This window comes from Amycolatopsis sp. La24 (assembly GCF_029087445.1).
Classification (GTDB): Bacteria; Actinomycetota; Actinomycetes; order Mycobacteriales; family Pseudonocardiaceae; genus Amycolatopsis; species Amycolatopsis nivea.
On sequence record NZ_JARACH010000055.1, the window covers coordinates 26,960 to 51,315 of the forward strand.

The 24,356-nt window shown below is 69.6% G+C and carries 22 protein-coding genes; 8 read left to right on the forward strand and 14 right to left on the reverse strand.

The features are described from left to right. Window positions 1-459, reverse strand: coding sequence for a MarR family transcriptional regulator (locus PUT80_RS35505; protein ID WP_275294765.1), 459 nt, complete (start codon window positions 457-459; stop codon window positions 1-3). 86 nt (window positions 460-545) lie between these two features. On the opposite strand from PUT80_RS35505, the gene moaA reads away from it, so the two are divergent. The 3 genes from moaA to PUT80_RS35520 all read left to right on the forward strand — a co-directional run bounded on the left by moaA (window position 546) and on the right by PUT80_RS35520 (window position 3,184). Then, on the forward strand, window positions 546-1,610 hold the full coding sequence (gene moaA / locus PUT80_RS35510) for a GTP 3',8-cyclase MoaA (RefSeq protein ID WP_275294766.1): 1,065 nt from the start codon (window positions 546-548) through the stop codon (window positions 1,608-1,610). Between the two features lie 5 nt (window positions 1,611-1,615). After that, complete coding sequence (locus tag PUT80_RS35515) at window positions 1,616-1,897, forward strand: MoaD/ThiS family protein (RefSeq protein ID WP_037807812.1); 282 nt, start codon at window positions 1,616-1,618, stop codon at window positions 1,895-1,897. A 663-nt stretch (window positions 1,898-2,560) separates the two neighbouring features. Beyond that, a complete protein-coding gene (locus PUT80_RS35520) occupies window positions 2,561-3,184 on the forward strand; it encodes a transglycosylase family protein (RefSeq protein WP_037807815.1) in 624 nt (207 codons plus the stop codon). A gap of 161 nt (window positions 3,185-3,345) precedes the next feature. Here PUT80_RS35520 and PUT80_RS35525 read toward each other — a convergent pair whose 3' ends face one another. The 4 genes from PUT80_RS35525 to PUT80_RS35540 form a co-directional block, all read right to left on the reverse strand. Continuing rightward, window positions 3,346-4,269: a molybdenum cofactor biosynthesis protein MoaE gene (locus tag PUT80_RS35525; protein WP_037807819.1), complete on the reverse strand. Its 924-nt coding sequence runs from the start codon at window positions 4,267-4,269 to the stop codon at window positions 3,346-3,348. Next, the gene (gene moaC, locus PUT80_RS35530) at window positions 4,266-4,736 is read right to left on the reverse strand and encodes a cyclic pyranopterin monophosphate synthase MoaC (protein WP_037807821.1); all 471 of its coding nucleotides are present in this window, start codon (window positions 4,734-4,736) and stop codon (window positions 4,266-4,268) included. Before moaC ends, PUT80_RS35525 begins: the two co-directional genes overlap by 4 nt. A gap of 10 nt (window positions 4,737-4,746) precedes the next feature. Continuing rightward, a complete protein-coding gene (locus PUT80_RS35535; RefSeq protein WP_037807825.1) occupies window positions 4,747-6,141 on the reverse strand; it encodes an NAD-dependent malic enzyme in 1,395 nt (464 codons plus the stop codon). A gap of 147 nt (window positions 6,142-6,288) precedes the next feature. Next, entirely contained in the window at window positions 6,289-6,468 is a 180-nt protein-coding gene (locus PUT80_RS35540; RefSeq protein WP_037807827.1) for a hypothetical protein, read from the reverse strand. Window positions 6,469-6,560: 92 nt separating this feature from the next. Here PUT80_RS35540 and PUT80_RS35545 point away from each other — a divergent pair, with 92 nt between their 5' ends. After that, window positions 6,561-8,801: a helicase-associated domain-containing protein gene (locus PUT80_RS35545; RefSeq protein WP_275294767.1), complete on the forward strand. Its 2,241-nt coding sequence runs from the start codon at window positions 6,561-6,563 to the stop codon at window positions 8,799-8,801. Between the two features lie 641 nt (window positions 8,802-9,442). On the opposite strand, the gene PUT80_RS35550 is transcribed toward PUT80_RS35545, so the two are convergent. The 6 genes from PUT80_RS35550 to PUT80_RS35575 form a co-directional block, all read right to left on the reverse strand. Further along, window positions 9,443-10,474, reverse strand: coding sequence for a DUF742 domain-containing protein (locus PUT80_RS35550; RefSeq protein WP_275294768.1), 1,032 nt, complete (start codon window positions 10,472-10,474; stop codon window positions 9,443-9,445). 3 nt (window positions 10,475-10,477) lie between these two features. Further along, window positions 10,478-10,909 carry a roadblock/LC7 domain-containing protein gene (locus tag PUT80_RS35555; RefSeq protein WP_009083953.1) on the reverse strand — a complete coding sequence of 144 codons (432 nt, stop codon included), beginning with the start codon at window positions 10,907-10,909 and terminating at the stop codon, window positions 10,478-10,480. A gap of 453 nt (window positions 10,910-11,362) precedes the next feature. Then, window positions 11,363-11,968 carry an ATP/GTP-binding protein gene (locus PUT80_RS35560; protein WP_037807836.1) on the reverse strand — a complete coding sequence of 202 codons (606 nt, stop codon included), beginning with the start codon at window positions 11,966-11,968 and terminating at the stop codon, window positions 11,363-11,365. Next, complete coding sequence (locus PUT80_RS35565) at window positions 11,949-12,725, reverse strand: DUF742 domain-containing protein (protein ID WP_037807839.1); 777 nt, start codon at window positions 12,723-12,725, stop codon at window positions 11,949-11,951. Before PUT80_RS35565 ends, PUT80_RS35560 begins: the two co-directional genes overlap by 20 nt. Before the next feature lie 27 nt (window positions 12,726-12,752). After that, on the reverse strand, window positions 12,753-13,193 hold the full coding sequence (locus tag PUT80_RS35570; RefSeq protein WP_009083960.1) for a roadblock/LC7 domain-containing protein: 441 nt from the start codon (window positions 13,191-13,193) through the stop codon (window positions 12,753-12,755). A gap of 32 nt (window positions 13,194-13,225) precedes the next feature. Beyond that, on the reverse strand, window positions 13,226-16,306 hold the full coding sequence (locus tag PUT80_RS35575) for a nitrate- and nitrite sensing domain-containing protein (protein WP_275294769.1): 3,081 nt from the start codon (window positions 16,304-16,306) through the stop codon (window positions 13,226-13,228). A gap of 701 nt (window positions 16,307-17,007) precedes the next feature. On the opposite strand from PUT80_RS35575, the gene PUT80_RS35580 reads away from it, so the two are divergent. The 4 genes from PUT80_RS35580 to PUT80_RS35595 are packed head-to-tail and all read left to right on the forward strand — an operon-like array spanning window position 17,008 to window position 20,427. Continuing rightward, complete coding sequence (locus PUT80_RS35580; RefSeq protein ID WP_037809278.1) at window positions 17,008-17,970, forward strand: ABC transporter substrate-binding protein; 963 nt, start codon at window positions 17,008-17,010, stop codon at window positions 17,968-17,970. Between the two features lies 1 nt (window position 17,971). Beyond that, the gene (locus tag PUT80_RS35585; protein ID WP_037807847.1) at window positions 17,972-18,739 is read left to right on the forward strand and encodes an ABC transporter permease; all 768 of its coding nucleotides are present in this window, start codon (window positions 17,972-17,974) and stop codon (window positions 18,737-18,739) included. 35 nt (window positions 18,740-18,774) lie between these two features. Next, window positions 18,775-19,560 (forward strand): ABC transporter permease, encoded by a 786-nt coding sequence (locus PUT80_RS35590; RefSeq protein WP_051171484.1) that lies wholly within the window; start codon window positions 18,775-18,777, stop codon window positions 19,558-19,560. 15 nt (window positions 19,561-19,575) lie between these two features. Next, window positions 19,576-20,427 (forward strand): ABC transporter ATP-binding protein, encoded by an 852-nt coding sequence (locus PUT80_RS35595; protein ID WP_037807849.1) that lies wholly within the window; start codon window positions 19,576-19,578, stop codon window positions 20,425-20,427. Here the strand turns inward: PUT80_RS35595 and PUT80_RS35600 are convergent, their stop codons facing one another. The 3 genes from PUT80_RS35600 to PUT80_RS35610 all read right to left on the reverse strand — a co-directional run bounded on the left by PUT80_RS35600 (window position 20,428) and on the right by PUT80_RS35610 (window position 24,195). After that, a complete protein-coding gene (locus PUT80_RS35600) occupies window positions 20,428-21,144 on the reverse strand; it encodes a hypothetical protein (RefSeq protein ID WP_275294770.1) in 717 nt (238 codons plus the stop codon). It abuts the gene before it with no gap. Window positions 21,145-21,235: 91 nt separating this feature from the next. Further along, the gene (locus PUT80_RS35605) at window positions 21,236-22,453 is read right to left on the reverse strand and encodes an acyl-CoA dehydrogenase family protein (protein WP_275294771.1); all 1,218 of its coding nucleotides are present in this window, start codon (window positions 22,451-22,453) and stop codon (window positions 21,236-21,238) included. Between the two features lie 101 nt (window positions 22,454-22,554). Next, the gene (locus PUT80_RS35610) at window positions 22,555-24,195 is read right to left on the reverse strand and encodes a S53 family serine peptidase (RefSeq protein WP_043827290.1); all 1,641 of its coding nucleotides are present in this window, start codon (window positions 24,193-24,195) and stop codon (window positions 22,555-22,557) included. Window positions 24,196-24,356 lie beyond the last annotated feature (161 nt).

Here is a 24,356-nt window from a genome sequence, read left to right on the forward strand (position 1 = left end):
CTATGCGGGATGCGCATTTTCGCGTAACGCTTCGAGCATTGCGAACTGATAACGCCCGAGGACTTTCCGTTCTGCGGAAGTGAACTCCGCGAGCACCCCGGCAAGACGCCGCGCGACCCGCGCGGAGATCGCGTCGAGGCGTTCGCGGCCCGCCTCGGTGATCGTCACGAGCACCTTCCGGCGGTCGGCCCGGTCGCGTTCGCGGAGTACCAGACCGGACTTCTCCAGCCGGTCGAGCACGCCGGTCACCGCACCCGTCGACAGGCCGGTGAGCTGCCCGATTCGGCCCGGGGTAAGGGAATCGGCGGTCTGCCCGGCGAGTTCGAGCGCCTGCAGTTCGGTCGCCGAGAGCCCTTCGAGGGCGGCGTCGCGGGCGTGCCGGAGGACGACGTGCGTGCGCAGCTGAGCCGCCAGCGCGGCGAAGTGAGTCAGCTCACTATTCGTCTCAGCGGTGCTCACCGAGTGCCTCCACATCGGAACCGAGGGTGGTTTTCCAGCTTTTCGCAAGCCTGCCTTTTCAGTCCGCGCAAGCTATCCTGAGCGTAATGACAGCAGTACATCTCGGGTTTCCTCGCGTCCCCGGCAACCGAGGCCCGTCCGGCACGCCCCGGCCCGAGCACCCCGGTCTCGTCGATTCCTTCGGCCGCGTCGCGACCGACCTGCGGGTCTCCCTCACCGACCGGTGCAATCTGCGCTGCACGTACTGCATGCCGGCCGAGGGCCTCGACTGGATGCCGAGCGAGCAGGTGCTCTCCGACGACGAGCTGGTCCGGCTCATGCGGATCGCGGTCGAGATGCTCGGCGTCACCGACATCCGGCTGACCGGCGGCGAACCGCTGCTGCGCCCGGGGCTGGAAGGAATCATCGAGCGGATCACCGCGCTCGAGCCCCGTCCCCGGGTGTCCATGACCACCAACGGGATCGGGCTGGCCAAGCGCGCGCCCGGCCTCGTCGCGGCCGGGCTCGACCGGATCAACGTGTCGCTGGACACCATCGACCGCGAGCGCTTCGCCGAACTGACCCGCCGCGACCGGCTGCCGCACGTGCTGGCCGGCCTCGCCGCCGCCCGCGACGCCGGGCTGTCGCCGGTCAAGATCAACTCCGTGCTGATGCGCGGGTACAACGAGCACGAGGCGGTCCCGCTGCTGCGGTTCGCCCTCGAAGAGGGCTACCACCTGCGGTTCATCGAGCAGATGCCGCTGGACGCGCAGCACGGCTGGAACCGCCGCGACATGATCACCGCCGAGGAGATCCTCGCGATGCTCGGCGAGGCCTTCACCCTGTCCCCGTTCCCGGCCCCGCGCGGCGGCGCGCCCGCCGAGCGCTGGCTGGTCGACGGCAGACCGGGCGACGTGGGCGTGATCGCGTCCGTGACCAGGCCGTTCTGCTCCGCCTGCGAGCGCACCCGGCTGACCGCCGACGGTGCCGTCCGCTCCTGCCTCTTCTCGAACGACGAGACGGACCTGCGCGCCCTCGTGCGCGCGGGCGCGCGCGATGAGGAGGTGGCGGACGCGTGGCGCGACACGATGTGGCGCAAGCTCGCGGGCCACGAGATCAACGAGGCCGGCTTCGCGCAGCCGATCCGGCCGATGAGCGCGATCGGCGGTTGAGCCCCATGACCTCTCCCTCGGTGCCTTCTTCCCCGGTGACGGTCGTCGTCCGGTACTTCGCCTCGGCGCGGGCCGCGGCGGGCACCGAGGAGGAGAAGGTGGAGCTGGCGGCGGGCGCGACGGTGGCGGACGCCGTCCAGGCGCTGCGCGAGCTGCACCCCGGGCAACTTTCCCGCGTTCTCGACGCGGCGAGCTTCCTGGTCAACGAGGTGGCGGTCCGCGATCGCGGCCGCGCGCTCGGTGACGGCTCCTACCTGGACGTCCTCCCGCCGTTCGCCGGCGGATGACCGACCGGAAAGCCCCCGTTCACGCGGCTGAGCGCCGCGTGTACGGCCGGAGCGGCGGTTTCCGGCCGATTGGTCCGGACCACGGCGAATGGCGGCACTGGCGCGCTGAGCGGTCGGCACGCTTTATCCCTACTCTCCGAAGCGTTTCGCTCACGGCGTATTTTCGCAGCTCAAAGAACCACTCGGCGGGCAGTGGCCGACCGTTGACGAGTGGTTTAGAGTGCCCTCCCTTATCTGCCGCGAATGGCCCCTTGACGCGTTATCGACGTGACCCAAGCCTCACGATCCGTGAAATATCTCGGCAAGAAAACGGGCAGATAACGACGCTCTGACCAGCGGAAACAGGCGGATCGAGACAGGTTGCGTGCCGTTACTGTGACGTAGGTCACACCCCGAATGATTTCCGATCACGCCGCGAATTACGTACCGTCGCTTTTCGGTTGGCCCCGACCGACCAAGCAACACCGGGAATCCGTAGCGCCCAGCTCTGTCCAACGGATCCCCGGACCCATACCCCGAGCGAAAGCATTTCCGGACAGAGACGAGGGGACGAAGACGGCGCGTCGTGCGACGTCCGCGTCAGCCGCCCGGCAACGGACGGACGGGCTCCCAACCCGACCCGCAGCATCGAGCTCGTAGGCGCAGGAATCGAGAAGTTTTCAGATGTCTTACCGAGGCAAGCACCGCAAGATGTCCGCCGCCACCCGCACCATTGCCCGTGTCGCAGTCGCGGGTATCGCGGTCGGCGCCCCCCTCGCGATCGCCGCGACCCCCGCGTCGGCGACCAACTGGGACGCCATCGCGCAGTGCGAGAGCGGCGGCAACTGGAGCACCAACACCGGAAACGGCTACTACGGTGGCCTCCAGTTCACCCAGAGCACCTGGAAGGCCTACGGCGGCACCGGCAGCCCGCAGGGCGCGTCGCGTGAGCAGCAGATCGCCGTCGCCGAGCGCGTCATGCAGGGCCAGGGCCCGGGCGCGTGGCCGGTGTGCAGCAAGAAGGCCGGCAGCTCGGCCTCCGCGCACAAGGCGACCCCGAAGAAGAGCACCGCCAAGAAGGCGACCCCGAAGAGCGTTGCCCCGAAGAAGGTCACCCAGCCGGTGGCCGCGCTGGTGGCGAACTCCAACCCGAACGGCGACTACACCGTCAAGGCTGGCGACACGCTCTCGAAGATCGCCAAGGAGCACAACATCCAGGGCGGCTACCAGAAGCTGCAGGACCTGAACAAGCAGTACGTGTCGAACGCGAACTTCATCGTGGTCGGCCAGAAGCTCGCCACCAAGTGAACCCTGGCCTCCTCGTGAGGCTGGTTCCGGCGCAGCATCTGCTGTGACAGAACGCCCGAAGGGCCCCACCGCGTCAATCCCCTGGCGGTGGGGCCCTTCGTCGTGTCCGGGCTCGTGAGTGGCGGTGCCGGTGAGAACCGGCATCGCCGCGCACGAGGTGGTCAGGGAGAGTTGACCCATTCGTCGGTGCCGTCGGTGAAGTGCTGGTGCTTCCACACCGGAAGCCGTGCCTTGACCTCATCGACCAGCTCCGCGCACGCCGTGAACGCCTGACCGCGGTGCTCGGCGGCGACCGCGCAGGCAAGCGCGACGTCGCCGATCGCCAACGCGCCGACCCGATGGCTCACCGCCACCGCCCGCACGCCCTTCCAGCGCGCCGCCAGGTCGTTGACCACCTCGGCGAGCACGTCGCGGGCCGTCGGGTGGCCTTCGTAAGTCAGATCGCGCACGCCCTTGCCGCCGTCGTGGTCGCGGACCACGCCGGAGAACGTGACCACGGCGCCTGCCGCGTCGTCCTCCACCAGTTGCGCGTGTTCCTCGACCGACAGCGGCTGGTCGCTCACGTCCGCGCGCAGAATCCGGACCGCCGGACCGGACGGCGCCGCCTCGCGCGGATGGTCGCCACCGGCGAGCTGGTCCACCGCGTGGTCGAGAATGTCCGTCAGGACCCGCAGACCGTCCTTCACGCCGCCGCTCGACCCCGGAAGGTTCACCACGAGGGTTCGGCCCGCGACTCCGGCCACGCCGCGCGAGAGCACCGCGGTGGGCACCTTCGGCAGCCCGGCCGCCCGGATCGCGTCCGCGACGCCGGGCAGCTCGTAATCCAGCACCGCGCGGGTGACGTCCGGGGTCCGGTCGGTCGGCGAGATGCCGGTGCCGCCGGTCGTGAGGATCACCTGGACGCCGTCGGACACCGCGGCCCGCAGCGCGCCGCCCACCGGGTCGCCGTCCTCGACGACGACCGGCGGCGGCACGTCGTAGCCCCGCTCGGCCAGCCAGGCGACGAGCACCGGGCCGGTCTTGTCCTCGTAGACGCCTCGCGCGGCGCGGTTCGACGCGACGATGACGCGCGCGGTCTTGGTCATGGCCGCTCCCAGGTCCCGGTCTTGCCGCCGTCCTTGCGGATCAGCCGCACGTTGTCGAGCGTCGCGGCCGGGTCGACAGCCTTGATCATGTCGTGCAGGGTCAGCCCGGCGACCGCGACGGCGGTGAGCGCCTCCATCTCGACCCCGGTGACGTCCTTGGTCTTGGCCGTCGCGCTGATGTGCACGGCGGTCTCGGCCAGTTCGAACTCCACCTTGACCCCGGACAGCGCGATCTGATGGCACAACGGGATCAGCTCGGGCACCCGTTTGGCGCCCATGATCCCGGCGATCCGCGCGGTCGCCAGCGCGTCGCCCTTGGGAAGGCCGTTGGCCGAAAGCAGGCCGACGACCTCCGCCGTGGTGTGGACGGTCCCGCCGGCCAGCGCGGTGCGCGCGGACGCGGTCTTGCCGGAGACGTCGACCATCCGGGCGGCCCCGGACTCGTCGACGTGGCTGAGTTCACTCACGCCCGCGAGGCTACTGCCCGCGTTCCGCCCGCACCGCGTTGCGCACCGCTTCCGCGACCGCGGGGGCGACCGCGCTGTCGAACACGCTCGGCACGATGAACGACGCGTTGAGCTTGCCGTTGTCCACCACGTCGGCGATCGCGTCGGAGGCGGCCAGCAGCATGTTGTCGTCGATGTTGTGCGCGGCGGCGTCGAGCAGGCCGCGGAAGACGCCGGGGAACGCCAGTACGTTGTTGATCTGGTTCGGGAAGTCGCTGCGGCCGGTGGCGACGACCGCGGCGTGCTTCTGCGCCTCCAGCGGGTCGATCTCCGGGTCCGGGTTGGCCAGCGCGAAGACGACGGCGTCGTCGTTCATCGTGGCGACCTGCTCCGCGCCGAAGAGGTTCGGGGCCGAGACGCCGATGAAGACGTCCGCGCCGACCAGCGCGTCGTGCAGGGTGCCGGACTTGCCGTCCTTGTTGGTGTGCTCGGCGATCCAGGTCAGGTTGTCGTCGAGGTTGCCGCGGTCGGGGTAGACGATGCCGTCGATGTCGGCGGCCACGATGTCGCCCGGGTTCTTGCGCAGCAGCAGGCGGATGATCGCGGAGCCGGCCGCGCCGACGCCGCTGACCACGATCTTGCAGTCCTCGATGTTCTTCCCGACCACGCGCAGCGCGTTGCGCAGCGCGGCGACCACGACGATCGCGGTGCCGTGCTGGTCGTCGTGGAAGACCGGGATGTCCAGCTGCTCGCGCAGCCGCTTCTCGATCTCGAAGCAGCGCGGCGCGGCGATGTCCTCGAGGTTGATGCCCGCGTACACCGGCGCGAGCGCCTTCGCGATCATGATGATCTCTTCGGTGTCCTGGGTGTCCAGGCAGACCGGCCACGCGTCGACGCCGGCGAACTTCTTGAACAGCGCCGCCTTGCCCTCCATCACCGGCAGCGCGGCGGCCGGGCCGATGTTGCCGAGGCCGAGCACGGCGGAGCCGTCGGTGAGCACCGCGACGGTGTTGCGCTTGATGGTCAGCCGGCGCGCGTCCTCGGGGTTCGCGGCGATCGCCTGGCACACGCGGGCGACGCCCGGGGTGTACGCGCGGGAGAGGTCGTCACGGTTGCGGAGCGCGACCTTGGGGCTGACCTCGATCTTGCCGCCGAGGTGGATCAGGAACGTCCGGTCCGAGACCTTGCGCACCTGGACGCCGGGCAGCGAGTCGAGCGCCTGCGTGATGTCCTGCGCGTGGTTTTCCGAGAGCGCGTTGGCGCTGATGTCGACGACGATCGAGTCCGCGTGCGATTCGACGACGTCGAACGCCGTCAGCACGCCGCCGACGCGGCCGACCGCGGTGGTGAGATCACCCGCGGCCGTTGACGAGGCCGGGGCCTCGACCCGGACGGTGATCGAATACCCGGGACCGGGAACCGGCATGACACGTACTCCCCGCAGGTGGTGTGGGTTCGGACGGCTCGAATCTAGTCCGGTGACCCGCGCCACCACACCCCAACCGGGTGACTGACCAGTAACTTCAGGTTCGGGGGCGCCACCAGCGCGGCGCTCCCGAACGCGGTCCGCAGGTCAGCGGTTGATCTCGGTCTCCGGGTGCACGTACGGCACCTGCTCGAGCGGGAAGGCCAGGTCGCCGAACGGCGAAAGCGCTCCCTGCCGGTCCGAGGACAGCTCGGTGACCGGGTGCTCGCCCGGTTCGCCCGGCCACGTCGGGTCGATGCCCTTGCTCTGCTTGTCGCCCTTCGCCACTGCTTCCTCCGAGGCCCTCGTCCGGCAAACTCGCACACAGTCTGCCCGAACACCGGTCGTGCGCGCGCACCCGCCCGGTATCCTGGGTGTCTATGCCCGCGACCTCTCTGGCGGACTGGCTGCGTGCGGAGTCCGACGACGCACTCGCCGAACTGCTGCGCACGCGTCGCGATCTGTCCACCCCTCCTCCGTCCGACACCACCGTGCTCGCCACCCGCGCGGGCACCCCGGGGTCGGTCGCCCGCGCCTGCGAAGACCTCGACACGTTCACTCTCGCGGTGATCGACGCGCTGCTGGTCGCCGGTGCCGACGTCGAGCCGACGCCGGTGTCCGCGGTGACGGCGCTGGTCGGCCGCGACGTGAGCGAACCGCTCGCCCGGCTGCGCGCGCGGGCGCTCGTCTGGGGCGCCGACGCGGAGTTGCGAGTGCCGCCCGCGGCCCGCGACGCTCTCGGGCCGTTCCCAGCCGGGCTCGGCGCGCCGTCGCCCGCGCTGGCCGCCACCGACATCGACGCGCGGCTCGCGGAGGTCGGCGACGACGAGCGGGCCGTGCTCACCGCGCTGGCCGCCGGGCCGCCGATCGGCCGCACCCGCGACGCGAGCTTCGACGTCGGGCTGTCCGACGCCGCCACGCCGGTGCAGAAGCTCCTCGCGCGCGGCCTGCTGCTGCGCCGGGACGACCAGACCGTCGAACTGCCCCGCGAACTCGGCCTGCTGCTGCGCGGCGGGCACGCGTTCGAACCGGACACGCTCGTCGAGCCGGAGCTGCCCGTCCATCCACATCGGACGGACACAGTGGACGAAACCGCCGCCGGTGAAGCGATGGAGTTGTTGCGGCAGACGGAGTCCTTGCTACGGATGTGGTCGGATTCGCCGCCGCCGGTGCTCAAGGCGGGCGGGCTCGGCGTACGCGAGCTGAAGAAGATCGCTAAAGATCTCGAGGTCGATGAGACTCGCGCGACGCTGCTCGTGGAGCTGGTCGTCGGCGCGGGACTCGTTGCGGACAGCGAAAACACCGCTCCTGAGTATGTGCCCACCATGCTCACCGACAGCTGGCTCGCGTCGCCTTCAGTGCAGCGGTGGATGACGCTCGCGCAGGCGTGGCTGGAACTTCCGCGGTTGCCGGGGCTCGCCGGTGGCCGCGACGCGAAGGACAAGCCGATCGCACCGCTGTCCGAAGAGCTGCGACGGCCGCTCGCGCCGGTTTCGCGGCACCGCGTGCTTACCGCGCTGGCTGAGCTGAATCCGGGCGCAGGCGTGAAAAGTGTCGACGAGCTAGTCGCGGTGCTGGCTTGGCGCGCACCTCGGCGAGGTGGTCGGCTGCGCGACGAAACCGTCCGCTGGACCATGGCCGAAGCGACCGCACTGGGCCTGGTCGGTCTCGGTGCCCTCACCACCGCTACCCGGCTACTGCTGGAGGACGACCGCTCCGGCGCGGTCGAGGCGATGCACGACGCGCTGCCCGCACCCGTCGACCACGTCTTGGTGCAGGCCGACCTGACGGTTGTCGCGCCGGGCCCGCTGGAACCGGAACTGGCGGCGGACATGGCCGCGGTCGCGGACGTCGAATCCGCTGGCCACGCAACGGTTTACCGCGTCACCGAGCCGTCGGTGCGGCGCGCGCTCGACACCGGACGGACCGCCGACGAACTGCACGCGATGTTCCGCAACAAGTCGGCGACCCCGGTGCCGCAAGGCCTCACCTACCTGATCGACGACGTCGCCCGCCGCCACGGCCGCTTGCGCGGCGGCACCGCAGGGTCGTTCCTGCGCTGCGACGACGAAGCGCTGCTCGCAGAAGTCCTCGCGAACCCGGTCGCCGCCGAGTACGACCTGCGACTGATCGCGCCGACGGTGCTGATCAGCTCCGCCCCGCTGGCCGAGGTACTGGAAGCCTTGCGCGGCGCGGGTTTCGCCCCCGCGGCGGAGGGCCCGGACGGCCGGGTGGTCGACCTGCGCCCCGCCGGACGCCGCCTGCCCGCCCGCGCCCGCGCGGCCCGCGCCCGGCCAGGCGAACAAGCGGTGCTGACTGACGAACAGGCGACGCGGATCGTGTCGAATCTCCGCGCAGGAGACCAAGCTTCGGCCCGCCGCCGCGGTTCGACGGTGCGCGCACCTGGCGGCGGCGGTGCGGACACGACGGCGACGCTCGACCTGCTTTCCCGCGCGACGCTCGAACAACGCGAAGTGTGGATCGGCTTCGTCGACTCCCGCGGCACGGCTAGCCAGCGCGTGGTGCGCCCGCTGCGGGTCGGCGGTGGGGTGTTGGAGGGTGCGAACCATGAGCGGTATCCGTTGCACCGCATCACTTCCGCTGCGCTGGTCGAGGACTGAGATCGCTCGACCGAAAGGTACGTGAGGGTTCCCCGCACGGACATCTCTATCTCGCGGCCCGGCAGCGCCGCACCCGCTGCGATGGCATTGGGTGCGTTGCGAGCCAGCGGGTTCCGTTGAGCCCGGCGGCAGGGGCACGGCCGAAGCAGCCAAAGCGGCGTTCGGTGCACCCCACGCACCCAATGTGGCATTGGGTGCATCCCGCGCACCCAATGTGGCATTGGGTGCATCCCGCGCACCCAATGTGGCATTGGGTGCATCCCGCGCACCCAATGTGGCGTTCGGTGCATCCCGCGCACCCAATGTGGCGTTCGGTGCATCCCGCGCACCCAATGTGGCGTTCGGTGCATCCCGCGCACCCAATGTGGCGTTCGGTGCATCCCACGCACCCAATGTGGCGTTCGGTGCGTCTGACGCACCCAATGCCACATTGGGGCGGTTTCGGCTGGGGCAGTCCGGACGTGAGCGAGCAGGGCAAGGCGGGGCAAGGCAAGGCAAGGCAGGGCAAGGCGGGGCCGGGTCAGGCGGGGCAGGATCAGGGGGGAGGGTGAGGCGGAGCGGAGGCAGCGCGGCGTTGGCGCGCCACCACAGCATGAGCGCGCCAGCACAGCATCAGCGGAGACAGTGCGGCATAAGCGCGGTCAGAGGTTTCGCAGCCCCTGCAGCACCCGCTCCATGAACTCCCTCGACGAACGGTCGCCCAGCACCAGGTCGGTCTGGTGCAGCATGACCAGCCCGATGTCCGCCATGTCCCCCACCAGGACCTTCACCACGCCGAGCGGCAGGTGCAGGTGCGCGGCGATCTCCGCGACCGACCGGGTGTCCAGGCACAGATCGCAGATCCGCCGATGCTCGATCGAGCGCACCCCGCGGTAGCGGCGGCCCTCGTCGCTGGTGGAGACCAGGGCCTCCAGCGCCAGGTTGTGGTCTGAGTGCGTACGGCCCCGGGTCCGCGCGTACGGCCGCACCCGCGACTTCGTCGGCTGTACGGGCGGCTCGGGTTGCGAGGGCTCCTCTTCGGACCAGAACCGGTCCAATTCGGACACTCCGGAAGCCGGTCCGGGGTCGGAGTACCGCTCCTCCGCCGGGGGCTCTTCGGCCAGCGCGTGCCTGCTGCGGGTGGCCTGCTCGACGTGCTGGCGCTGGTACGCCGAACCTTCCGGGACCACGCGGTCGTCCGGGCCGGGCGAACCGGCGTACTCGTCGAACGAGTACGGGTCGTGCGCCGCGGGACGGCTCGGCGGGGGCGGCGGCGGTTCTTCCCAGCGCTGCTGCTGGGGCTCTTCCCACCGGTGGTTCTGCCGCGGCTCTTCCCAGTAACCGGATTCGCCGTCCTCGACCCATTCGTAGCCGTCGTCCCAGCTCTCCTCCTGCACCGGAGCCGACACCGGAGCCGGTGCCGGAGCGGGCGGCGGGGCCACCGCCTGCTGCACCGGGCGCGGCGCGACCGGCGCGGGAGCCGGGCGAGGCGCGGGCTCCGGACGCCGGGCAGGCGGCTGGGCATGCCGCGAAGCAGGCGGCGGAGGCGTGGCCCGAGGCTGCCGATGCGGCAGCCGGAGGCTCAGCGAACTCATGTCGTACCGGCTCGGCGAGTCGAACGACTCCCGTTCCGTGCCTTTGTGGAGGGCGTCCCAGGCGCCCGTGTCCTGGTCTCCGAAACCCGAGATCTTCATCGGCTACCCCAGCACCCCGCCGCCCTGCAGCTGCGCGCGCAGTTCCGGCGTGATCTGCTCGCCGACCCGCTCGACCAGCAGGGTCATCTCGTACGCGACTGTCCCGATGTCACACGTCGGCGCGGCCAGCACGGCCAGGCAGGACCCGTCCGAGACCGACATCAGGAACAGGTACCCGCGTTCCATCTCGACCACGGTCTGGTTCACGCCGCCCGCCTCGAAGCACCGCGCCGCGCCCTGGGTCAGGCTGATCAGCCCGGACGCCACCGCCGAGAGCTGCTCGGCGCGTTCCTGCGGCAAGCCCTCCGAAGGCGCGAGCATCAGTCCGTCCGCCGACACCAGCACCGCGTGCGCCGCACCCGGGACCCGGCGCACGAAATCCGAGATCAGCCAGCTGAACGTGCCCTGGTCCGCTGGCCGGTCGGAATCGGTCACTGCCCCTCCAAGCTCCTCGAACGCTGCCGGACGCCCGTTCGCCGCCCTCGGGCCATCCTCGCCCGGCCGCGGTGAAGTCGTCGTTCCAGCGTATTCACGCACCCGGTCGTGTCGAGCGTGTGCCCGGGCACGGTACGTGTCTGCCGGATGTAACGTCGCGCGAACGCATGCACAACCACGCATTCGCGGGTCACTCGGTGGTGGCGGCGGCCACCGTGCGCAGCGGGATGTCCGTGCAGGTCACCGCCGGTCCGACGCCCCGATCAGGGGCGGCCGGCCTCGGCCGCGAGCGGGACAGGACTACTCAGCTGCCCCGCTCGGAGGCACCACTCCCCGAAGCGGGTGAAGCCCGTGGAGTTCACTCCAACGGCCGCACCCGAGCCGGGGTGTAAAGGGAATCTGGGAGTCGGCGCAAGCCTCCTTCGCAGACGGCGGCGGGGACCGCGAACGGGACTAGCCCGCCCGTAAAGCCGTGTCGTGCGCGATCGCGTGCTGCACGACCGAGATCAGCACCTGCTTCGCCGAATCCCGCTCGCGCGCGTCGCACGCCATGATCGGGACCGACGGCGAGATGGTGAGCGCGTGCCGCACGTCCTCGATCTGGTGGTGCAGCAGCCGGTCGAAGCAGTTGATCGCCACGACGTAGGGCAGCTTCCGGTTCTCGAAGAAGTCGATCGACGGGAACGCGTCCGCGAGCCTGCGCGTGTCCACCAGCACGACCGCGCCGATCGCGCCGACGGCGAGGTCGTCCCACATGAACCAGAACCGGTGCTGGCCCGGCGTGCCGAACACGTACAGCACCAGGTCGGAGTCGAGCGAGATCCGGCCGAAGTCCATGGCCACCGTGGTGGTCGACTTGTTCGGCGTGGCCGACACGTCGTCGTGGCCCACGCTGGCCTCGGTCATCATGGCCTCGGTGGTCAGCGGGTCGATCTCGGAGATCGCCCCGACCAGAGTCGTCTTGCCCGAACCGAACCCACCCGCGACCACGATCTTGGCCGACGAGGTCGGACCCGTCTGCGGTGTGTTCGCGTCGGAGTCAAATTCTCCGAAGCCCACTGAGCACCCTTTCCATGAACTCGATACTGGGGCGGTCGCCCGAATTCGTGCTGCTGCTCGTGTGCACGAGCACCAGGCCGAGGCCCGCCACGTCACCAATCAGCACCCGCACCACGCCGAGCGGCAGCCGCAGGAGCGCGGCCACCTCGGCGACCGACCGGGTGTCGAGGCACAGGTCGCAGATCGACCGGTGCTCCGGCACGCGGACGCGGTCAAGCACCCTGCCCTGTTCGCTCGTCGACACCAGCGCCTCGATCGCGAGGTCGTAGGTGGGCTTCGTGCGTCCGCGGGTGCGGAAGTAAGGCCGGACCAGCCCGGAGGTCTCCACCTCGGCGGGCTCGTCCACGTATTCGCCCGCCGCCTGCATCGGCAGCGCGGCGGCCAATCCGTTCGACGGGAAGCTCGAGGGTCCCGGCGACCCGTCGCGTTCGGCGCTGAACGCGGCGAACTCGGCCGAGTCGTACAGCGGTCCGCTCGCCCCGCCGAACAGCTCCGAACCGGGTCCGCCGAGCAGCCGCTCGCGGTACCCGGGCACCGCGGTGATGCCCGGCTGCTGCCCGGCGTTGGAATCGGTCAGCCAGTTCGGCGGTTCGCGCACCGGTTCGGAATCCGCGGCTTGGACGTCCCTCGAACGCCATTCGCGGTCGACCCGGTCCCGGAAGGACTTCCAGTCCTCCCGGCTCTGGTCCCGATCGCCCCAGCCCCCGGTGTGCTCGTCACCGAGCCGGCCGTCGCCGCGCAAGCGCCCGTCGTCCACGGTTTACTCCTGTAGTCCTAGGTCCGCCTAGCGACGGACCGCAGCGCCCTGCAGTTGTGCCCGCATCTCCGGTGTCAGCTGCTGGCCGACCCGTTCGACCAGCAGAGTCATCTCGTACACCACCAAGCCGATGTCGCTTTCCGGCGAACCCAGCACCGCGAGGCACGAGCCGTCGGACACCGACATCAGAAAGAGAAATCCGTTCGCCATCTCGACCACGGTCTGCGCGACCGGGCCGCCCTCGAACACCTTCGCCGCACCGCGCGCGAGGCTGGTCAGCCCCGAGGCGACGGCCGCCAGCTGGTCCGCCCGGTCCTTCGGCAGCCCGCGCGAAGACGCGAGCAGCAGACCGTCGGCCGAGACGACCACCGCGTGCGCCGCACCGGGCACCCGGTGGACGAAGTCCGTGATCAGCCACGCGAAGCTGCTCGCCGCGCTGCCGCCGGCCTGCCTGCCGTTCGGCTGCACCGAGCCGCCTCCCGGCTGCACTCCCGCCCGTGTCACTCTCGCTCCTCACTGCTGTCGCTCACATACCCGGCCCCGGTGACGCGAACCCCGTCGTCGTCGAGCCGGGCGTCCGGCGGCCGCTCCTTCAGTGCGTGCCTTCCGGACTTGTACCCACGCTGGAAGCTTGCCATCCGGCTGCGGGCAGCCGTCGCCGAGCGGGTGATCGCACCCGTTCCGGGCATTCCGGTGGTCGCGTCCGTGAACGAGTTCTGCTGCGCCGGTTCCGGCGCGTTGCCGATCGAGCCGGGGACCAGGTACGCGTTGGGCACGCGTTTGGGCAGCCCGGCGGGCGTGATCTCCTCGTTCTTGGATTCGAGCAGCGACTGCGCCGCCTGCCATCCCTCGTCGGAGACGCTGTGCCAGCTGTCGTCCTCCGGCTCGTCGGAACCGGGGTAGAGCGGCGTGGACTCGAGCGGTTCGCTCGCCTGCTGCCGCACCGGCTCGGCCGGAGTCTCGTCCCGCTCCCGCGGCTCGGCGGCGGGAGTCTCGGCGGCTTCCGGCTCCGGCTCCGACGCGGCGGACTGCGCCGTTCCGGTTCCGGGCTCGCTGTCCTCGCCTTCGCTGAACCAGCGCGACAGCACCGACTGGTAGATCGGCAGCCGCCGGGTCGGCACGTCGTCCTCGAGCGCGGCGGAACCGTCCGGCTCGGCGGGCGGCTGGTCCTTCGGCGCTTCCGGAGCGACGTACTTCGGCTCCCGCTTCGGCAGCACCAGCGGCGGGAATTCGGTCTGCGCCAGGCTCGCGCCCTCGCCGTACGACTCGCGAGTGAGCGGCGCGAGGTCTTCCGCGGTCGGCCACGCCGGGGCTTCCGAGGCGGGCGTCGCCGGGCTGAGGAACGGACCGGCCGCGCGGTTGCCCGCGACGAGGTCGTCGAGGCTGATCGGCTGGTCGAGCGGGACCAGTCCGCCGTTGTCGGCCGCCGCGCCGGAGCCGGTCGAGCCCATCGCCTCGGTCAGCTCGGCGGCCGCGGGCGGCGGCGAGAGCGGAAGCGGGTTCGACGGTTCCGGCTCGCGGTTCAGCGGCGGGAGGCTCGGGTGCGAGACCTCGTTGCGGTTCGGCGGCGGCGGGGTGTTCCGCATCGTCGGCGAAACCGTCCGGACCTGGGTGAGCAGCTCGACCGGGACCACGACGCGGGCGATCACGCCGCCCTCGATGTCCTCGTTCTCGCGCAGCCGCACCTCGATGCCGTGCCGCTGGGCCAGCCGCGCGACCACGTACAGACCCATCCGCCTCGTCACCGACACGTCCAGGTCCGGCGGGTCGGCGAGGCGCTCGTTGACCTCGGCGAGGCGCTCCTCGCTCATCCCGACGCCGTGGTCGGTGACCTGGATCGCCAGCGCCTTCTTGCGCGTGATGACCGCGCGGACGGTGATCTTGGTTTCCGGTTCGGAGAAGTAGGTCGCGTTGTCGAGCAGTTCCGCGAGCACGTGCACGAGGTCGTGGATCGCGAGGCCCTGCACCGCGACCTCGGGCACGATCCCGATCTCGATGCGGGCGTACTGCTCGATCTCCGACACCGCCGCGCCGATCACGTCGGCCGCCGGCACCGGCTTCGGCACCGACTTCGCGAGGCCCGCGCCCGAAAGCACCAGCAGCGATTCGCCGTTCCGGCGCAACCGGGTCGCCAGGTGGTCGAGCTCGAACAGGCTCGCGAGATGGTCCGGGTCCTGCTCGTCGGCCTCGAGCCGGTCGATGACGCCGAGCTGGCGTTCCACCAGCCGCTGCGACCGCCGGGAGAGGTTCACGAAGATGCCGTTGACGTTCTCGCGCAGCAGCGCCTGTTCGGCGGCCATCTTGACCGCCTGCTCGTGCACCACGTCGAACGAGCGCGCCACTTCGCCGATCTCGTCGCGGGTGAGGACCGGGACCGGGTCAACCGCCTTCTTCGAGGCGTTGACCGGGTCCGGGTCGTCCAGGATCGCCTGCACGGTTTCCGGCAGCCGGGTGTAGGCGACGTCCAGCGCGGTCTTCCGCAGCACCCGCAGCGGGCGCAGCATCAGCCGGGCGATGACGAGCATCAGCATCAGCGCGGCGACCAGTGCGGCGAGGACGATGACCCCGCCGACCCACGCCGACCGCACCGCGTTGCTGGCCAGTTCGTCGGCCTGGGCGCGCAGCTGGGTCAGCAGGTTGACCTCGACCGCGCGCAGTTTGTCGGCGGCGACGGTGGAGTCCTGGCCGAGCTTGGTGCCGTCGAGGTTGAGCGGCTGGCTCTGCTGGGCGAAGGAGAACGCCTGTGTCTGCAAACGCCGACGCTCGTCGACCTCGGGTCCGGAGTAGGTGTCGTTGTAGAGCTGGACCTGGTCGCCGGTGGCGTTCGCGAGGAACGCGGTGATCGACGCGTCGCCGCTGGCCTCGGCGGCCCGGGTCTCGTCGATCAGGTTGCCGGGGAAGCCGTCGCGGAACGCGGCGATCTGCAGCGCGGAGTCGCCGCGGAGGATGAACTCCTTCGCCTCGCTGATCGACTGCGTGCTCGTGCCGAGGCGGAGCAGGTCGCGGTTGGTGGTCGCGGTGGAGACCTCGCGGCCGAGCTGGATCAGCGAGTCGAGCACCGAAGAGTAGGTGTCGAGGACCGCGCGGTCGGAGTACGCCGAGGTGGTCATCGCCGCGCGCAGCGGGCGCAGCGCGTCGAGGCGCTGGAGGCCGTGCGCGTAGCGGTCGCTGGCCGCCTGGTCGTCGTTGTCGAGGTTGACCGCGGCGTTGCGCAGGTCGTCGACGTCGCGGTCGACCTTCGCCATCTGCGCGTCGAGGCCGGTCTGGCGCAGCGGGTCCGCCGACGAGATCCGGACCACCGCCAGCGCGCGCTCGCGCTGCAGGTCGTGCACGACCGCGGTGACCTTCTCGGCGAAGGCGACCTGGTTGGCGGTGTGGTTGAGGTCGACCGCCGACCGCACGTCGTCGACCACGCGCAGCACGCCGAGCACCAGCGCGGTGATCGTGGGGATGAGGAGAATGAGCGCGAGCTTCGACCGCAATCGCCAGTTGCCGAGCGCGAGCCAGGACCGCTGCTGCGCGGTCCCCGCGTTCTCCTGAGCGGAGGCCTCCCCTGCCCCCGCGGTGTCTTCGTTCGGCACCGCCGCACCACCGTCCGGGCCCGAGGGGCCCGTTGATTCCGAACCTGCCGTGCTCGTGGCCACTACGCGCACGCTCCCGGCAGGTAATCCGCCACCTGAGTGGTCTGGACCGCGCCCCGGACTGTTACACCCTTTCGAGTGAAAAGATCGACTTCGCGGTGCGGCTGCCCGTCGCCTCGGGCGCGGAATCGGTTCAGGTCTGACATGACGTTCGGTCCCCGCACGTGGTCGATCTCTTAGTCCGTTCGGCCGAGGCCACCCCCCACCGGCTCGTCGCCGGAGTACGCGGAGAGCCCTTTTCCCAAGTCCGGGCTCTCACTACATCGGTGGTCCACACCTCACATTGCCGGAGCAGAGGGTAGCGAACGCCTGGCCCATTTGTAACCCTCCAGAAGTTGCCCGGAGAGCACCCAGGCAGCGGATCAAGGCCCATCGGGCACCCACGGGTCGTTCACATACCCCGACATACCAGCGGATTCGATCACCTGATCGAGTGACCAGCACCACTTCTGAATCGTATATGAACACCCATTGTGAGTGATCGTCCTGGTTCTCTACAGTAGCCGCGTGACTCCGGACAATGAGCCACCTTCCCCCCGCGTCCATGCCAGACGCGGGCCCATGTGCTAGGAGCGACCTTGTTTGATGAAGCGGTGAGCAGCCGGCGCGACTACGGCAGGCGCGGGTTCCTGTCGCTCGCTATGGCGGGCGGCGTTGCCTTGACTGCCAGCGGATGCGGCCTGCTGGGCGGATCGGACGATTCGGGCAGCGCGAAGGGCGGCTCCGGGGTCGAGAAGGCCAAGATCAAGGTCTCGATCATGCCGACGATCGACGTGGTGCCTTTCCACCTCGCGGTCCAGAACGGCTACTTCAAGAACGAGGGACTCGAGGTCGAAGCCGTCGACGCCGCCAGCGGTGACGCGTCGCTGCAGAAGCTGCAGGCGGGCGAGGTCGACATCGCCTACGCGAGCTACACGCCGTTCTTCATCGCCAAGAGCAAGGGCGCCGCGGACATCAAGCTCGTCGCCGACGCCTCCTCGGCGGGCCCGAAGAGCACCGAAGTCGTGGCGATGCCGAACAGCAACATCAAGAACGTGCACGACCTGGCGGGCAAGCGGATCGGGATCACCGCCACCAACACGATTTGCGACACGCTGACCAAGTCGGTCATGCGCGACAACGGCGTGAGCTTCACCGACGTGAAGTGGGTTTCGCTGCGGTTCCCGGACATCGGCCCCGCGGTCAAGCGCGGCGACATCGACGCGGGCTTCCTGACCGAGCCGTTCATCACGCAGTCGGCGAAGGTCAACGGGACGGTCGAGGTCATCGACACCGCTTCCGGCGGCACCAAGGACTTCCCGACCGCGGGCTACGGCTCGCTCGGCAAGTTCACCGACGCGAACCCGAAGACGGTCGCCGCGTTCCAGCGCGCGATGCTGCGCGCCACCAAGGAATCGGCCGACCGTTCCAAGATCGAGCCGCTGATGATCCAGTTCTCGAAGGTGGACGAGGCGACCGCGAAGATCACGAACCTGCTGACCTTCCAGTCCACTTTGGACGCCCGGCGCATTCAGCGGGTGCCGGACCTGCTGCAGCAGTTCGGTTCCATCCAGTCGAAGATCGACGTGCAGTCGATGATCGTCCCGCAGGCGAACGCGTCCTGACGTGCGCCTCGTCCGGAACCTGACCGGCCTGCTCGGCTTCCTCCTGATCTGGGAGGCCGTCGTGCGGGCCGGTCTGATCGACCAGAACGACCTTCCCCCGCCGACCGTGGTGTTCGCCCGGATCGGCGAACTGTTCGGCGACGTCGAATTCGTCCGCGACGTGGTCGCCTCCGTGCTCGCGTGGCTGATCGCGCTGCTCATCTCGATCGCCATCGCGGTCCCGGCAGGCCTGCTGCTCGGCAGCGTCCGCTGGCTGCGCGACGCGACCAAGGCGATCGTCGAATTCCTGCGGCCGATTCCTTCCGTGGCACTGATTCCGCTGGTGCTGATCGTCGTCGGCGGCGGCCCGGAAGCGAAGATCACCCTCGCCGTGTACGCGGCGGTGTGGCCGATTCTCTTCAACACCATTTACGCGCTGGCCGAGATCGACCCGCTGCTGCTGGAAACCGCGCGCACGTACGGAACTCCGCGTTCGCGGGTGCTGACCTCGGTCGCGCTGCCGCACGCCGCGCCGTTCGTGTTCACCGGGATCCGGTTGTCCGCGGCGATTTCGCTGATCCTGGTGATCAGCACGGAATTCCTGGCCGGGGCGAAACTCGGCATCGGGCAGTTCGTGCTCGAAGCCAGTTCCGGACCGGGCCGGATGGACCTGGTGCTCGCCGGGACGGTGGTCGCCGGGCTGCTCGGCTTCCTCGTGAACGAGGGCCTCGAACGACTGGGCAACCGGCTGTTCCGCTGGAGCAACGCTGTCGAAGGAGCCGCCGCGTGAGTGTGGTCGAAAAACCCTCCACCGTCACGCGCCGGATGAGCCGCGGGCTCAGCGGGTTCGCCCGCAAGTGGCTGCTGTTCGCGATTCTGGTGGTGCTGTGGGAGATCGCGGCGCAGCTGAGCGAAAACGTGTTCTTCCCGCCGCCGTCGAAGATCGCCGCCGCGGCCGCGAAACTGTGGTTCTCCGGCCCGGCCTCGCACCTGTTCCTCGGCGAGCCGGTGTTCGACCACATCCTGCCGAGCCTCGGCAGGCTGCTCGGCGGCTGGCTGCTGGCGGTGGTGATCGGCGTCGCGCTCGGCACCGCGCTGGGCCGCTCGCGCACCGGAATGGATTACGTGGGACCGCTTTTCGCGTTCTTCCGCGCCATTCCGCCGCCCGCGCTCGTGCCGGTGTTCATCATCCTGTTCGGCATCGGGCCGGGCATGCAGACCGCGACGATCATCTTCAGCTCGCTGTGGCCGGTGCTGATGAACACAGTGGACGGCGTCCGCTCGGTCGACAAGGTCAAGGTCGAGACGGCCCGCGCGTTCCGGACGCCGAAGCGGTACTGGATCGGGCTGGTCGTGCTGCCCTCGGCGCTGCCGAAGATCTTCGCCGGGCTCCGGGTGTCGCTTTCGATCGCGCTGATCCTGATGGCGATCTCCGAACTGGTGGGGGCGCTCAACGGCATCGGCTACGCGCTGCTCGCCGCCCAGCGTTCGTACGACTTCGACCAGATGTGGGCGTGGATCGTGCTGCTGGGCATCCTCGGGTACGGGTTCAACGCCGCGCTGCTCGGCATCGAACGCCGGGTGCTCGGCTGGCAGCCCGGCCGGAACTAGGAAGGTTTTCCCGTTATGTCGACCATGCTCGAGGTCTCCGGCCTCAGCCACCGCTACGGCAGCGGCGAGTCCGCGCACGTCGCGGTCAACGAACTGTCGTTCACGGTGGAGACCGGGCAGCTGGCGTGCATCGTCGGCCCGTCCGGCTGCGGCAAGTCCACCCTGCTGCGCGCGATCGCCGGCCTGATCCCGCCGAGCGCGGGCACGGTGAGCCTGCACGGCGACCGCGTCACCTCGGTGCCGGACGATCTCGCCGTGGTGTTCCAGGACTACAGCCGTTCCCTGTTCCCGTGGCTGTCGGTCGCGAAGAACGTGGAATTCCCGCTGCGCTGGAGCAAACTCGACAAGGCGACCCGGCGTGCCCGGGCCGCCGAAGCGCTCGAGGCGGTCGGACTTTCGGCCGCGGTGAACAAATACCCGTGGCAGCTTTCGGGCGGCATGCAGCAGCGGGTGTCGATCGCCCGCGCGCTGGCGAGCCGTCCGGCGCTGCTGCTGATGGACGAACCGTTCGCGTCGGTGGACGCGCAGACGCGGTTCGAGCTGGAAGACCTGCTGCGCCGGGTCCAGGTCGAACAGGGCACGACGGTGTTGCTGGTGACGCACGACATCGACGAGAGCGTGTACCTCGGCGACCGGGTGCTGGTGCTGTCGAAGTCGCCGGCGCGGATCGTGGCGGACCTGAAGGTGGACCTGCCCGCTCAGCGGGACCAGATCACGACGCGGGAATCGGCGGAATTCGTTTCGCTGCGCGGTGAAGTGGCCCGGCTGCTGCACGGTCCGGCCGTGCAGGCGGCGGCCGACCTGGCGGAACAGGAGGCGGCGGAGGCCGCTGCTTCCGAGGCCGCTGTCGTTCCGGAGAAGAAGTAGTCACAGCTTCGGGAACCACACCGAGACGTCGGCAAGCGCGTCGAGGGTGCCGGGATCTACGTGTCCGGCAACGGTTTCCGTCTCGGCGACCACCATCGCCCGACCGTCCACTCTGGACTTGAAGTGATGGCCGGAGAAGTGCACGCCGTCGAGGCCGAGCAGGGCAGCGCCAAGGGGTTTGACGTCCCCGCTGCCCTGCACCTCTTCGACCTGCTCGCAGCCTTCGGCGTCGCTCTTCTTCGGAAACCCCACGCGGGCAACGGAAATCACTGCTGCGTTGCCGTGACCGTCGCCGACGGCGAAGAGGTTGCGGTCCAATGAGGTGCAGCGGTGCTCCGCGAGGTAATCCCGGACGCGGTCGGTGGAGTTCAGCAGGCAGTCGATCTCGTGTTTCGCGGCTTGCTTGAGCTGTTTGAGCTTGAACCGGCTGAAGGTCTCGCCCTTGCGGCCGCGCTTCGCGGACTTCTTGCCCTCGGCTTTGCGCGTCTCGAGACTGCGGCCGGGCAGGGAATCCGCGACGTCCCCGGCGAGGTTTCCCGGCAGCGCCTCCGCGGCGGCCCCGGATCCCACGCTCGCGGAACCGCCGATCCCGGCCGCCGTGCCGCCTCCGACAGCGGCGACTACCGCCACTCCGGCCACGAAAACCTTCGCGCCGCCGCCCTCGTTGATCGGGACTACTCGCCCGTCCTTGAGCGTGCGGAATTTCTGCTTCGCCACTCGCTGTCCCTCCCCTGGACACCAAGACCGAAGCGCTCAAGATAGCCCCTGAGCAGCGAGAACTCACCCGGTTCCGGCCGGGTTCACCCGTTCAGCCCTTGGCGCGGGAATCCGGCCCGGTCTCGTCCGGGCCGATCTCCGGCAGCGTCCGCACGCCCAGCACGTTCGCCCCGACCAGTTTGCGGGTCGCCAGGTTGCCCATCGGCATGAACGTGCTCGCCTGCACGTCGCGCCACATGCGCTCGAACGGCAGCGCCTTCGTGTATGACATGCCGCCCAACGCGTCGACCAGCCGCTGCATCACCTGGACCGCGTTGTTCGCCGCCGTGTACTTCACGATCGCGCTGCGCGCCACGCCGTCCTGAATATCCCCGGTGAAGAGGCGGCGGCTCGTCACCTCGTCGGCCTGGCGGTAGATCAGCGCGCGGGAGCTTTCCAGCAGGATCTGGCATTCGCCGATCACGTCCTGCAGCACCGGGTCCTCGGCCTTGCCGCGCTGGACCAGCGTCCGCACGGTCCAGTCGAGCGCGCCGGCCGCGATTCCGGTGTAGACCGCCGAGAACGCGGGCATCGCCCACGCCCAGACGGTTTCCAGCACCCGCGAGTCGAGGTGTTTCACCGGCAGCGAGTGCACGACCGCGGCGTCCTCGACGAACACCTTGTCCAGTTCGACGTCGTTGCTCTGGGTGCCGCGCATGCCCATGGTGTTCCACGTCTGGTGGATCGTGACGCCCGGCGCGTCCAGCGCGATCTGGCACAGCAGCAGCCGCGGGCCGCCGTCGGCGTCCTCGTGGCGGGCGGTGGTGGAGCAGTGCGTGGCGACCGCCGAGTTGGTCGCGAAGCTCTTGCGGCCGGACAGTTCGAAGCCGCCTTCGACGCGGACCGCGCGGGTCTTCGCGTCCGTCATGTCGTTGCGCAGGCCCGTTTCGCTGGTGATCGACGCCCAGACCAGTTCGCCGTCCACCGCTTTGCGCAGCAGTTCCGCCAGCCGGGGCGCCTTCGTGCGCCGCCAGACGCTCGCCCACTGTCCCAGCGGCGACAGGTGCATCGTGAACGCCAGCGCGGTCGCACCGTCGCCCATCGCGAGCCGTTCCAGCACCGGCAGGATTTCCGGCAGCCCGGCGCCGGAGCCGCCGAGTTCCTCCGGGACCGACAGCCGGAGGAAGCCCGCTTCCCGCAGGTCGTCGTAATTCTGGTGCGGGAACGTGTTTTCCCGGTCGTGCTCGGCCGCGCGCTCGGCGAAAATGTCCGCGAGCTTGGCGGCACGGTCGACGAGGGCCTGCTGCTTCGGCGTCAGGAGAGGCTGCACCCGGCCATCAAAACAGCGTCCCGGATCTTGGTCAATCGGCCGAACGCACGGGAGCGCCTGTCCCGGGTGGACCCCAGGACAGGCGCTCCCGTGCGGTGCGCTCAGCCGATCAGTTTGGACAGTCCGGAGCCGTTGAACGAGCCCCAGCCGGTCGTCTGGTCATAGCCCGTGCCTGCGGAGAAGCCGGTGGTGCCGTTGAAGGTGTTGTTGCCGGTGGTCACGTCGTGGAAACCGGAACCGTAGGAGGAACCGTTGCCGATGCTGTAGAACTTCGCGTTCAGGTTGCCGAGGCCACCCTTGTGGACCTCGTTCTGCAGCGCCGCGAAGCCCGCCCACAGCGGAGCCGCGCCCGAGGTGCCCCACACGTTCCCGGTCTGTCCGCCGGAGATGATCGTGTACGCCGAACCCTGCGCGGCGTCCCCGGCGACGTCCGGGACCTTGCGCTTGGTCGTGCTCTGCTTGGACTGCCACGACGGCGCGGCGAAGATCGTCGAGATGCCGCCGCCGCCCGCTCCGCCGGAAGCACCGTCGTTCCACGTCGTCTCGCTGCTGTAGCCGTTCGACGAGTTGACCGTCAGCTGCGTGCCGCCGACGCCGGAGACGTTCGGGCTCGACGCCGGGAAGTCCACCGCCTGGGCCTTGCTGCCGGTCTGGCGGGCGCAGTCGGTGGTGCCGTCGTCGCCCGCGGCGGCGAAGTAGCTGATGCCCTCGGCGGTGCCGGTCGCGAGCGCCTTGTCGACGCTGTTGGCCGCGGCCGAGCCTTCCGCCGCCTCGCAGGAGCCCCACGAGATCGAGACGACGCTGACCTTCTTGTCCGACGCGATCTTCTGGTACATCGCCAGCTCGCCCGCGTTGGAGTTCGGGGCCTCGTACACGTAGTCGTTCGCCGGCGCGGCGAGCGCGTGCACGACCTCGATGTCCAGGTCGACCTCGGTCTGGCCGTCGCCGGGGCTCGAGTCGTAGTTGGCTCCGTTGACCGAAACCGTGCTGACCGAACCGCCCTTGAGGCCGTACTTGGTGTCGTACGCGGTGATGTCGGACTTCTTGTATCCGTCGAACTCCACGAAACCGACATTCACGCCCGCGCCGGTGGCGGACATGCCGCTGGTGCCGTACGCGGTTTTGAGGATGCTCGGCGTCACCGGCTTGACCGTGCGCGGCGCCTGCGTGGGCTTCGCGTGGTGCTTCACCGCGTGATTGTCGAGGCCGACGACCGAATCGACCACCGAGGACACCGAAGCGGGCAGTTCCGGCGCGGAGTCGTTGGCGTAGAACTTCCGGCCGGTGACGGTGTCGGTGTAATTGCCGATGCGCGTATGGAAGGCGGACTCCAGCTGTCCGGCAGTTGCCGAGAAGGTGATCGCCTGGCGGTTTCCGGAAACCTCAATACCCTGTGCACCGCTGCGCTTGAGGAAATTCACCGCCTGATCGGCTTCGGCTTGCGTTGGGCCGAATGCCGCAGTGAATTGCTCCGGAGAGAGGAATCGGTGGTACTGCGGCGAGGCCGGGTCCTGCACGTCGGCGAGGAAGCGGGCCAGCGCCTGCTGGTTGTGCAGTTTCAGGGACAGGGCGGCGGGAATCTGCTGCTCAGCGGCGACGTCACCGGACCGCGCGCTGGCGGCGAGCGGTGCGGCGTTGCCGGAAAGGGCGACCAGCGGATCGGCGTTCGCGACGCCGGCCACGGACAGGCACAGCAACGCCGGCAGCGGAACCGCGGCGGCGACGAGCTTGCGCAAGCGCATGAGAATTCCTCTCGAGAGGCAGGGACCGGGCCGGCTAAATCGCGGTACCGACCCGTATCCCCGACCCTAAAAAACCGCTCGAAACAAAGAAACCTACTTTTGGCTGACCTTAACGCGGTTGGTTTGTTTTCCACTTGCACGATTTATGACTGATTCCCGCC